Genomic DNA, 10,913 nt, shown 5'->3' on the forward strand with positions numbered 1-10,913 from the left:
TTCCGACAATTCCCCAAATAGAAACTGCGGCAGCCACAGGCACATGCAGAACCACTCAACCTGGTGGGTGTATGAATAAAGCACTAAAAGATAATGCTGCTGATATTACCAATAATAGCAATACAAATTCAGCTAATATTTTAGACGCTGTAAACACTGGTCTGAATGGTGCATTACTAACAGGGCAGCAAACAATATTATCAAGATTGGGTGATCAGTTGCCTGGTGGCATTGGTGGCAAGTTGTCGCGCTTTGCTGATTGGATGCATTTAGATAGAGTACTAAATGTGATGATACTTGGTGCGACCATACACAACGCTTTGATGTTGTCCAACGACATCGGACAAACTTTTGTTGGGATCATCAACAATGTATTGCAGTTAATTGGACTAAAAAAAGAGGATGGCAGTACTTTTGATATTGGCTCTGTAATTAGTAGCTCCATTGAAAATTTAATCAAGGAAACAATAGGAGCCGAAAATTACACAAATTTAACAACAGCTTGGGCTAAAGCTAACCATATATACCAGGCAAGTACAAATATCCTTAATAGCTTTCAAAGTCTGACCTCAACCGTTTTCAGTGGATTGGAATTAGTAGCAGGTCAAACTGGCAAAATTGGCAACCCATTAAGAGCAAGTGGGGAAGTTTTAGAATCAGCTTATCAGTGGATGAACCCACAACCAAAAATTAATCGTGTTACTAACTTTTTAGAAAGACTGCAAAACGGTGCATCAACCATTCAACAAGTTACTCAAGTACCCCTAGACACAATCAATGCTATTACGGAGTTGCAAACCGCTAACACAGAATTTTTTAAAGCAACCAAAGAAGATGACAAGCCAGAAAATAAATCTCCTATTGTCCCTGAACCTGACAAATTAGCAGCAGATAAAACAACTGCCAAAATTGCATCTAAAGGACTTGAATTATTAGACATTGATTTGGAGGCTGATGAATAATGGCATTACCTCCTGATTTTAATAACTGGGAACACCTGCAAGATATGCTCAAGCTTTACCACAATAAACTAGTAAAGCAATACTTTAAAAATCAAGCAGACGATGATATTTCAAGCCCCAAACCAGCACTAAAAAAAGCTTGTCTAATAGACGATAACGATACTGTAGCGATGACCCAGTTGCGTTTATGGTTATTTGAAATTACTGTAGGTCACGCTCAATCTTTACAAGCTCCTATTTATGGAATTCCTGTACAGGAGCTACAAAGAGAATCTAAATTCAGGCCACAAATTAAACTTTATTTCAAAGAACCATACAATTTTGAAAAACACGGTAATGGTACAGAGCAGGTACGTGGTGAAATTGGTTTTAGGATCATGAATAAAACTGCTGATACCATCTCAAGGACTGACGCTGTTGAATATGCCCGTGAAATCAAAGCAGAGTTTGCTACACCTCCACTAATTTGGAAGAAAGGTAAATATAAATGCACTTATCTAGATTTAGACAATGGGTTTGATTTGCGCTTGCTGTGTTTATCTAAAGCTGAGGGTGAATCTACGGTTAAGTCAGTTTTAAAAATATTAGACAAGACTTACAGTGATAATAATTTTCAATTTATAGAAAACATTAAAGAATTTCCCACCAATCCAGGCACACATCGAGTTTATGGCAGGACAGTTAAGAAATTTAGGCAACGTCCAACGGCGGAGGTGAAATTTACACACGCTCAACTACTTATTCCTGGACAAGTCAAGCCCGTTAATCTGGTAGGACTTAACGGACGACTCAGAAGTGCCATCGAAAACGTGACCGCTCCATAAGGCTTTTAATTCTTCGTAATTCTTTTTCGGAAAGTTAACTTGTCACTGGTTTAATTCTTGCTAAAACACGGTGCTAGTTTGGATTGAGCTAAGTAGTCAAGTTGTAGGATTTTAGACAAGATGGGAAGATATAATGATATTCGGCGCGGAAAGGAGCTAAACGAAGCTTTAATCAAACTACGCGCATGGGAAGATAAGTCACGATCAGAAAAGCAAACATTGTACAAGTCACAACGTGGTAACTCGGTAAGAGTCAAGGCTAACCGTGTTAAAGGTTATGTAGAATCTTTTGGACTCGCAGGGCGCATTTATCTCCCGGTAAAATTGCTTTCAGCGACTCAAACAACTAACACCACACTAATAGGTACAGTTCGAGATGCAGCGGCAACTACTGGTAGAACTGTTGCTGTTGGCTTTACTTTACCTACTGGCGGCGTCCTTCTTGATGGTTTGAGTGGCTATCGCCCAGCCCGGCTATCGCTAACTGCTCGTGGTGCAGAGGTTACCGATAATAAATCACGTGTTACTGAAGATGAGTATAAGCGGTATGACAACAAAACCGTTTCGTCTCCCTTTGGATCTCAATCGGCGGGTAATGAACTTTATGAAACTGCTGTTACAGAAATAAGTGATATTGCAGCTATCAAAACTTTCCTGCAAACAGAAGGTAATCGAGTTGCATTCACGCCGGAAGTTCTCTGATGAGCGATATTTTATTACTGCCTGAAGATTACCGAGATTTGCTGATGGTATCGGCTGGTAACGAACGAGATATCACTGGGATGCTTACTGTTAACCAAGCTTCATCTGATTGGCTAGTAGGTAAGCTTGACACTGGTACTTATTTTGATGTGCTGGATCATTTCGGGATAGACCCATTTTTGCATGTCAATCCTGTAGAAGATTTAGCCTTTAGTCAGATTATTAGGTTAGACCTTTTGACATGAGGGAATTACAGCTTGGTAATTCTAGTAATTGGGAAATAATACATAATTCATCTTTAGATGCAGTCCAGATAGCTAAAGTTGGGGGCGGATATAAAACTGTCCCCATTCCGGAAATCTCTATTGCTTTGTTGCTAGATGTTTTTGTTTTAGCAATTCTAGTTTCTACGAATGTTCCTGAAGGTAGTACTTGGAAGTTTGCCGGTAATGTTAGGCAGAAAGTTAGTACTGGTATTGTTTTTGGTGGTTCTCAAGATGCCAGCTTTAACAGGAGATACGCTCTGTTTTTAGACAAAATAAATCTTGTAGTTTTCCCACCAATATCTACGAATTACAGTATTTCTATTCAAGTGCCTAAGTGGTTTAACAATGTCAACCTTACTGTGTGGCGTTACACTGGGCCTGACTATGATTCTGATTTGGCACGTATTGAATCTAAGATTGATGCACTTTAAGAGATGAAAATTGATATTAATAACGCTCTTACTATCATTCTTGGATTACTTACTTTGGTAGGAGCTATTTACCGATTGGCCCAGGTGGAGGCGAACATCAACGCCAAAATTAATAGAGTTGAATCTACTCTATTAGCATCCGTTGATCAGCTCAAAGACAATTTTGTTGATAGGCTGTACACCGTTGAACGGAAAGTAGATGTACATCTAACTGAGTACAACGAAAAGAAACTTTTTGTTGAGTATCGACTTAACGGTATTGAAAGCATGGTCAAGCACAAGTTTGACAGACTGGCTAGCTGGGTCAAGCAGATTGCCGGTTTCCTTAACAAACAATCTAATTTTCAGATCCGCGATGACAAGTTTTAGTCACTGGGGATTCATCATAACGAGTGCCTGCGATCGCAGATGCGGGAATTGCTGCTTCAATACGGGTTAAGTCTTCCGGGGATAAATTTACATCCAGAGCCGCCAATGATTCGGAAAGTTGGGTGCGCTTGCGTGCGCCGATGATCGGCACAATATTTCTGCCTTTTGCAAGTACCCAGGCAATAGCCAGTTGCAAAGGAAGAACTCCTTTCTCGGCGGCAATTTGCTTTAGTTCTTCGATCAGACGTTGATTCTGCGCAAGGTTTTCTTTACTGAAGCGTGGTAAGTAGGCACGGAAGTCTCCTTGTGTGGCTGGAATGGAGCCACTCAACAGTCCTCGTGACAGCACACCATAGGCAGTCACACCAATACCAAGTTCTTCCAGTACAGGAAAAATCTCGCTCTCAGGACTACGGCTAATCAGGGAGTACTCGATTTGTAGGTCACTGATGGGGTGGATGGCATGGGCGCGGCGGATACTGTCCGCTCCCACCTCCGATAGCCCGATATGTCGGACGTAGCCAGCCGTGACTAGCTCGGCGATCGCGCCGATGGTGTCTTCAATGGGAACTTGCGGGTCTAATCGAGCTGGGCGGTAGATGTCAATGTGATCTACTCCCAATCGGGTAAGGCTATAAGCGACAAAGTTTTTCACCGCAGCGGGACGGGTATCTATACCAATCCATCCGCCATCAGGAGTACGTAAAGCGCCGAATTTTACCGAAATCAGGGCTTTATCTCGACGATCCTTGATTGCCCGACCAATTAGCATCTCATTGTGTCCGTTGCCATAGAAATCGCCAGTATCCAATAATGTGATCCCGCGATCAAGAGCTGCTTGGATAGTTGCAATGCTTTCGTTTTCGTCTGCTGCACCGTACATACCAGACATACCCATACATCCGAGAGCTAGGGGAAAAATAGTTAGACCATTAGAACCAAGTTGGCGAGGTTGAATTTTATTTTGGGTAGTCATATAGCGGTTCTCAGTTGTTTTACTGCTAGCTTAGGTTGAAAATTCTTCGCATCTTTGCGTAACTATACGCTGGCTGTGGGGCGCACGATAATCTCATTCACATCAACATCATCTGGTTGTTCGATTGCAAAGGCGATCGCTCTGGCGATCGCTTCAGCCGGAAGCGCAATCTTGCGGAATTCCTGCATACCTTTGACAGCTTCGGCGTCAGTAATGCTATCCGCCAGTTCTGACTCCGTTACGCCCGGCGAAATAACCGTAACGCGAATGTCAGTATTTTCCTGACGCAGCCCCTCCGAAATTGCCAACACCGCAAACTTAGTGGCTGAGTAAACGGCGCAGGTTGGCCAGACCGCATGTCCGCCGATGGAGGACAGGTTAACGAACTGGCCAAATCCTTGGCGTTTCATCAGCGGTAGCCCAGCGGCGATGCCATTGAGTACGCCACGGATGTTCACGTCAATCATCCAGTCCCATTCATCAACTTTCAGCGCTTCTAGCTTTGAGAGGGGCATAACGCCTGCATTGTTAACAATGACATCAATGCGGCCAAATTTGCTCTGAGCAAATTCTACAAAGGCTTGGAAGTCGGCGCGATGAGTAACATCAAGAGTCTGATACTCCGCCGAGCCTCCCTCAGAGCGGATTGCAGCCACGAGGGTTTCTAGCCGCTCCGTGCGTCGTGCGCCCAGGATGACGTGGATGCCCTTACGAGCGAGTAGACGTGCTGTCGCCTCACCGATACCGCTACTTGCGCCCGTAATCAGTACTACTTTCTGTTGGTTGGTAGTCATAAAATCGTATCTCCAAGTTGTTGTATTCTCTAGCACACTCTTAATCTAAAAGAGTCAAAGCTTGATGCGGTAATCTGAACCTGCGAAATTCTTGCCTAATCCTGCATTTTTCTTGATTGTTTATCATAAAAAGATAAGCTGACCTACAGCGACTAAATAAATTGCGGCTGCCCTGAATGTTAGTTTCAGAAAGGATTTCAAACGACATTATGGAACAGACTGTTAGAAAGCAGCAGTCCGAGCTAGCTGCTCTGATTGCACAAAACACTAATGGAGATGGTGTCCATCCCACAGCGATCGAGCGGTTATTCCTGATCCGTTCCTTACAACCTACTGCGCCTCTCCATGCCCTGCATGAGCCTGCCCTGTGCATTGTCGCTCAGGGTAAGAAACAGGTAATGTTGGCAGACAATCTGTATGTTTATGGTCAAGACCAATATTTGGTGGTGTCCATCGATCTGCCTGTTGTCGGTCAAGTGATTGAAGCAACGCCAAGCGTTCCGTATCTGTGTCTTCGGCTCGATTTAGATATGGGAGAACTCAGCACACTAATGATGGAGGCAAAACTAGAGGCTCTAGCGAACGAACCACCGGAACCGGGCTTGTCTATTAATCCTGTTAGTCCACAACTGCTTGATGCTGCAATCCGACTTGTACGATTGTTGGAAACGCCTCAAGATATTGCCATCCTTGCACCTTTGATTGTTCGAGAAATTCTCTACCGTTTGTTATCAGGCGAACACAGTGCTAGATTGCGACAGATTGCTTTAGTCGATAAACAACTCCAAGCAATTAGCAGAGCGATCAATTGGCTTAAATGGAACTACGAAAAACCATTTCGGATCGATACGATCGCTCGTGAAGCGCGCATGAGTCCCTCGTCTTTTCACCATCACTTCAAGTCAGTCACCACCATGAGTCCTTTGCAATATCAAAAACAACTTAGGCTTCAACAAGCCCGTCGTCTGATGCTGGGGCAAGGTATGGATGCGGCAACAGCTAGTCATTATGTGGGTTATGAAAGCCCCTCACAATTCAGCCGTGAATACAGTCGCTTGTTCGGCGCACCACCGTTGCGTGATATGGCTCGGTTAAAAAGTGGAGTTTTTGGGGATGGGGGATGAGGGGGAAGCTGACAGGTGTAGGTATTTTACAAACGTGGCTGAAATGAGGTTTTTGCGTTGGTTGAAAACTCAAATTTTAGTCTCTGATTTTCCACCTAAGAACGAAATTTCGTTATTTGAACCACCTTTAGAACTCTGTTTGAGAGTATCCACTCATGCCCACATAAAAAACCTACACTTGTCAGCCCCTCTGGGGATAAGGGGCAAAGGAAAAGGGTAAAGAAACTCAAAATCCTTTCCCTTTAACATGCATCCTTTTCCCTAAGAGTGCAAAAATATATTTTTGCAAGAGACTCCATGAGCTGCGCTCACAAGGAACAATGAAAATGATCTTGGAACGATTTTGCGTTGTTTCAGCCTCTATTTTCAAGGCAGGTCTAATTAACAGTGTTTCTGAGGAGAAGTATGTTTATCGCAAGTGATACCTGGGTTAGACTACACCTACATTCCTCTGTGTGCCATCTGTATTCAGCAAACTTAAATCTTGCAACCCGATTGCTATATGTGTTTGCATAAATTTAATATAGGAAATTGACTCTGGGTTGTCGTCCACTCATAGTTGGCACTTTTATTGAGTCGCATGAACGATCGCTTAACCCATCTCACAATGGAAGACTAACTCCAACTAAAGTTGGAATCGAAAGTTAACCGAAAGCACAGCCTACAAACTAACAATCCCGCGTTTGACTGCAATAATTACGGCTTGAGTGCGATCGCTGACTCCCAATTTACTGAGAATGCGATTAACGTGAGATTTGACAGTACTTTCGCCAATAGTTAGAGCAGTTGCAATATCTGAATTACTCATACCCTGTGCCATTAAACGGAGTACTTCTAGCTCTCGTTCGCTCAGTTCTGGGTTACTCATGCGCTGCACTAGCTTTGCCCCTACCTTTGGCGGAATGTATTGCTGACCGCGATTAACCATGCGAATGGCATTAAGAAGTTCGTTGGCTTTTGCATCTTTGAGCAGATAGCCTTTGGCCCCTGCCTGCAATCCGCGATAGATATCTTCATCGCCATCATAAGTGGTTAGCACAATAATTCGGGCAGGTTTAAATTGGGCACAAATCGCAGTAATGGCTTCCACTCCTCCCATCTGCGGCATTCGCAAATCCATCAAGGTCACATCCTGTTGATGTTCGTCAAAGCAAGCGATCGCCTGTTGTCCATCTTCTGCTTGAGCAATTACCGTCATTTCGGGATCGCGGTTAATGATGGTTGCCAATCCTTGTCTAACAATGGAATGATCGTCAACAATTAGAACACGAATTGTAGTGGATTGGCTGATCTTGGTGCTTACCCTCGATTAACAATGACAATAATTTCTGTTCCTTGCCCTAGTTGGCTTTCAATTCTCAATTGCGCTCCAATTCGCGCAGCCCGTTCGCTCATTCCTAGCAATCCAAATCCGCCAACCGAGGGAATGCTACCTACACCAAAGCCTTGTCCATTGTCTTTGATGCACAATGTAGTTTGTGCATCTGCATACACTAACTCAAGGCGAATTTCGTCAGCCTTTTCATATTTAATGGCATTTGTCAATGCTTCCTGCCCAATTCGCAGTAGTTATTCTCCACTTCGGAGGGTAAAGGATAGGCTGTACCCTGAATTTCGTAAATCAAAGCAGTATCATCGGTAGCGGATCTCATTTGCGTTACAAGACGATTGAGGGCGCTAGATAAATCGCCTTCCTCTAACAACAACTGAGGGCGGAGTGCTGTGACTGAGCGACGAGCTTCACTCAGCCCGATTCGTGCCAATTCATCGATCATATCCAGATGTGCCTGTGTTGCTTCTAAATCATCCTCTAGCACTTGGATGGCTGCACTAACTTGAACCAAAATGCCTGTAAATGCTTGAGCTAGCGTATCATGAATTTCCCGTGCCATGCGGTTGCGTTCTTCTAAAATTGAGGCTTCTTCGGCACGTTTGTGATCGCTGATGTCTGTGATTAGCCCATAGTATCCTTTCACTTGGCCATTGCCATCAAAATCAGGGATGAGGAAATTACTGATATATTTCTTGCCAAACACACAGGAAATTTCTGACTCATAGGTTGTGACTTGCCCTGCCAGTGCTTGATTAATGTACGGTTGTACAACTTGATAAGCCGCCTCACCCAAGTTTTCGCAAATATCCTTGCCCAGAATCTCAGATCGACTACGACCAAACCATTCCTCGTATGTGCGGTTGGCAAACCGATAACGTTGGTTGGCATCTATATATGTGATACAAACAGGTATAGCGTCCGTAATCACTCGTAATTCCTGTTCTCGTAAGCGAAGCTCATCGTAGACATCGCGCAATTCGGCTTCGCTTTTCTGTAAAGCTGCTGTTCGTTGGGCGACCTGTTGCTCTAGGGTGCGATTGTAATCAGCTAACAGTTGCTCGGCTTGTTTTCGCTCGGTAATATCTTGAAAGGTGGCGATCGCATAAGTTACATTACCCTGTTCGTCAAAGACCGGAGTTCCCCACACCTCAACGGGAATTGTGGCGTTGTTGCGGTGAATTTCTATATCATCAACTGTGGTGCGATCGCCGCTCAACGCCCTGATTATTGGCATTTTCTCCGTGGGATAAATGCAATCCGTTCCTGCTAAGTAAACTTGATAAAACTCTCCAAACTGTTCCGGTGCTGCCGAAGGATCTTGTTCTTTGCCTATCGCTCCAGCATTAATGCGAGTGGGTGCGTTGAATTTACTTCGTTATCCCGGTAGGCTCCGATTAAAAATAGATGTTGGGTTTGCTCGTCAAGTACCATTAATTCAATCAGCTTGAGAGTCGCAGAATCTATCCACTGCAAATCATCGAGGAATATTACCAGCGGATGTGACTCTGAACAAAACACCCGTATAAACTTCCCGAAGACTCGATTAAAGCGATTTTGAGCTTCTGTGACTCCAACTTCCGTTACGGGTGTCTGCTTGCCAATAATCAATTCTATTTCTGGGATCGCATCAATGATGAGTTGTCCGTTGCTACCTAATGCTGCCAGAAGACGCGATCGCCACTGTTGCAATTGCTCATCGGGTTCACCCAGCAGTTGTTGTACCAATTTTTGCAAAGCATGGGCGATCGCGCTGTAGGGAATGTTGCTCCCAAATTGATCAAATTTGCCCGAAACGAAGTAGCCACGCTTTGCTGTGATGGGCTTGTAGAGTTCCTGCACTAACGCAGATTTCCCCACCCCAGTATCTAGATTGAAGACAATATTGCTAGGGTTGATATCTTTATGAATCACACCAGCAGCATGAATTCTGCCCAGAATACCTGTGATTTTAATGGCTAGGGATAGAAAAGCTGATAAGGGCATAGGGCAGAAATCTGGACGCTGCTCTATCCATCGTTCCAGAGACTCTCCACCGAAATCTTCTAAAATAATTATGAGTGTGCGCTGATATTCCTGCTGACTATATGCCTTGATCGCACCTTCTAAGTTAAGCGATCGCGTAATTTCATATTCCTGCCTGTAGCGGGTGAGTTCCGATGCCGTAGGATAGTCCTGTTTGAGAACTTTGAGAATAACAGGCGTGCGATCTGACAACTTGATGCCACGATATACTACAGAATTATTGCTGGAATATATCTGAGCATCAACCACAACGTCAGGTAGCGCAATCATTTTTATCACCTTGTCAAAGCATAGAAAAACCGCAAACCCAAATAGAATTAATGCTTATTATTCAAGTTCTACTTTGAGAAGTCAATCTACCTATTATCTATGTGCTGGAAACTCCAAATACTTGTAAATCATGGGAGGATTTAGACTTGCTGCCGCTTTGGGTTGGTAAATCCTTAAGGAAAGACACTAAGTGCAGGAACGATTTTAACCACATCTGTAAAAACTGACACTAAAAATATCACTTTAGTAGCAGCCCATCCTTCAGTATCGATCAAACCTGATCTTTTTACTAAACGTAACTAAACGTAACACCCCATTAGCTGAAGTAACCCCTACTTACAAACTCAAAAGGAAAAAAGACTAATATTTGCAGGTGACTTAAACCTAACTCCTTGGTTCTCTGTTCTCTGTGGGTACTGATTGCCAAGCAAGGCGATCTTTCCAGTGCGATGTGAAATTAATTTGAACTGCTTGCTTAAATTCCTCTAAAGCTGCTGAAAAAGCTTTCTCTTTTAGCTTTGCTGCACCTTGGTTGTGCAACTGTTTAGGGGATTGTGGATTCCATACATATTTTTGACAAGTTTGGTGGGCAATTTCTACATCACTGCCATTTTCAGGATTTTGAAAGACGGGATGATAATGTAACCTGTTGCAGCAAACTTGCAACCATTCTTGCCACCCACATTGCCACAAGCGGACTGTTCCATCAAGACTACCACTGGCAATCAGTTTACCATCAGGGCTAAAAGCTGCGGAATTTACCCAATACTCATGCCCGCGCCAAGGTTGACCAATGGGGTTGCCGTCAATATCCCACAAGCGCACTGTCGAATCATTGCT

At 43.7% G+C, this 10,913-nt stretch carries 11 protein-coding genes and 2 pseudogenes; 7 read left to right on the forward strand and 6 right to left on the reverse strand.

The genetic code is table 11. The annotated features are described in order from the left end of the window. From RMY16_RS32210 to RMY16_RS32235, 6 genes are all read left to right on the forward strand, one after another. Positions 1-962, forward strand: a 962-nt coding sequence (locus RMY16_RS32210; protein WP_322739783.1) for a hypothetical protein, incomplete at its 5' end; no start/stop codon positions are given. Then, positions 962-1,786: a hypothetical protein gene (locus tag RMY16_RS32215; RefSeq protein ID WP_322739784.1), complete on the forward strand. Its 825-nt coding sequence runs from the start codon at positions 962-964 to the stop codon at positions 1,784-1,786. The genes RMY16_RS32210 and RMY16_RS32215, both read left to right, overlap by 1 nt. 120 nt (positions 1,787-1,906) lie before the next feature. After that, a complete protein-coding gene (locus RMY16_RS32220; protein WP_322739785.1) occupies positions 1,907-2,488 on the forward strand; it encodes a hypothetical protein in 582 nt (193 codons plus the stop codon). Beyond that, the gene (locus RMY16_RS32225) at positions 2,488-2,733 is read left to right on the forward strand and encodes a hypothetical protein (protein WP_322739786.1); all 246 of its coding nucleotides are present in this window, start codon (positions 2,488-2,490) and stop codon (positions 2,731-2,733) included. The genes RMY16_RS32220 and RMY16_RS32225 overlap by 1 nt, the downstream gene beginning before the upstream one ends. After that, positions 2,730-3,185 carry a hypothetical protein gene (locus tag RMY16_RS32230; protein WP_322739787.1) on the forward strand — a complete coding sequence of 152 codons (456 nt, stop codon included), beginning with the start codon at positions 2,730-2,732 and terminating at the stop codon, positions 3,183-3,185. Before RMY16_RS32225 ends, RMY16_RS32230 begins: the two co-directional genes overlap by 4 nt. 3 nt (positions 3,186-3,188) lie before the next feature. Beyond that, positions 3,189-3,554: a hypothetical protein gene (locus RMY16_RS32235; protein ID WP_322739788.1), complete on the forward strand. Its 366-nt coding sequence runs from the start codon at positions 3,189-3,191 to the stop codon at positions 3,552-3,554. Here the strand turns inward: RMY16_RS32235 and RMY16_RS32240 are convergent. Further along, positions 3,523-4,530 (reverse strand): aldo/keto reductase, encoded by a 1,008-nt coding sequence (locus tag RMY16_RS32240; protein WP_322739789.1) that lies wholly within the window; start codon positions 4,528-4,530, stop codon positions 3,523-3,525. The genes RMY16_RS32235 and RMY16_RS32240 overlap by 32 nt on opposite strands. A 62-nt stretch (positions 4,531-4,592) precedes the next feature. Then, positions 4,593-5,324, reverse strand: coding sequence for an SDR family oxidoreductase (locus RMY16_RS32245; protein ID WP_322668370.1), 732 nt, complete (start codon positions 5,322-5,324; stop codon positions 4,593-4,595). Positions 5,325-5,533: 209 nt separating this feature from the next. Between RMY16_RS32245 and RMY16_RS32250 the strand changes: the two genes are divergently transcribed. Beyond that, the gene (locus RMY16_RS32250) at positions 5,534-6,448 is read left to right on the forward strand and encodes an AraC family transcriptional regulator (protein WP_322739790.1); all 915 of its coding nucleotides are present in this window, start codon (positions 5,534-5,536) and stop codon (positions 6,446-6,448) included. A 661-nt stretch (positions 6,449-7,109) separates the two neighbouring features. On the opposite strand, the gene RMY16_RS32255 is transcribed toward RMY16_RS32250, so the two are convergent. The 4 genes and pseudogenes from RMY16_RS32255 to RMY16_RS32265 form a co-directional block, all read right to left on the reverse strand. Beyond that, positions 7,110-7,739, reverse strand: a complete 630-nt coding sequence (locus RMY16_RS32255; RefSeq protein WP_322739792.1) for a response regulator transcription factor — start codon at positions 7,737-7,739, stop codon at positions 7,110-7,112. A gap of 8 nt (positions 7,740-7,747) precedes the next feature. Beyond that, a pseudogene (locus tag RMY16_RS33255) lies at positions 7,748-9,114 on the reverse strand (PAS domain-containing protein); the annotation flags it as partial. Between the two features lie 2 nt (positions 9,115-9,116). Beyond that, positions 9,117-10,073 (reverse strand): annotated as a pseudogene (locus tag RMY16_RS33260) (AAA family ATPase); the annotation flags it as partial. A gap of 384 nt (positions 10,074-10,457) precedes the next feature. After that, positions 10,458-10,913: hypothetical protein (locus RMY16_RS32265; RefSeq protein ID WP_322739791.1), on the reverse strand; the 456-nt coding region annotated here is incomplete at its 5' end.

The sequence above is a fragment of the Nostoc sp. DedQUE12b genome, assembly GCF_034530835.1.
Taxonomy (GTDB): domain Bacteria; phylum Cyanobacteriota; class Cyanobacteriia; order Cyanobacteriales; family Nostocaceae; genus Nostoc.

Coding starts and splice junctions, on each gene's coding strand:
- RMY16_RS32215 (WP_322739784.1), top strand. CDS start 962: ATGGCATTACCTCCTGATTTTAATAACTGGGAACACCTGCAAGATATG.
- RMY16_RS32220 (WP_322739785.1), top strand. CDS start 1,907: ATGGGAAGATATAATGATATTCGGCGCGGAAAGGAGCTAAACGAAGCT.
- RMY16_RS32225 (WP_322739786.1), top strand. CDS start 2,488: ATGAGCGATATTTTATTACTGCCTGAAGATTACCGAGATTTGCTGATG.
- RMY16_RS32230 (WP_322739787.1), top strand. CDS start 2,730: ATGAGGGAATTACAGCTTGGTAATTCTAGTAATTGGGAAATAATACAT.
- RMY16_RS32235 (WP_322739788.1), top strand. CDS start 3,189: ATGAAAATTGATATTAATAACGCTCTTACTATCATTCTTGGATTACTT.
- RMY16_RS32240 (WP_322739789.1), bottom strand. CDS start 4,530: ATGACTACCCAAAATAAAATTCAACCTCGCCAACTTGGTTCTAATGGT.
- RMY16_RS32245 (WP_322668370.1), bottom strand. CDS start 5,324: ATGACTACCAACCAACAGAAAGTAGTACTGATTACGGGCGCAAGTAGC.
- RMY16_RS32250 (WP_322739790.1), top strand. CDS start 5,534: ATGGAACAGACTGTTAGAAAGCAGCAGTCCGAGCTAGCTGCTCTGATT.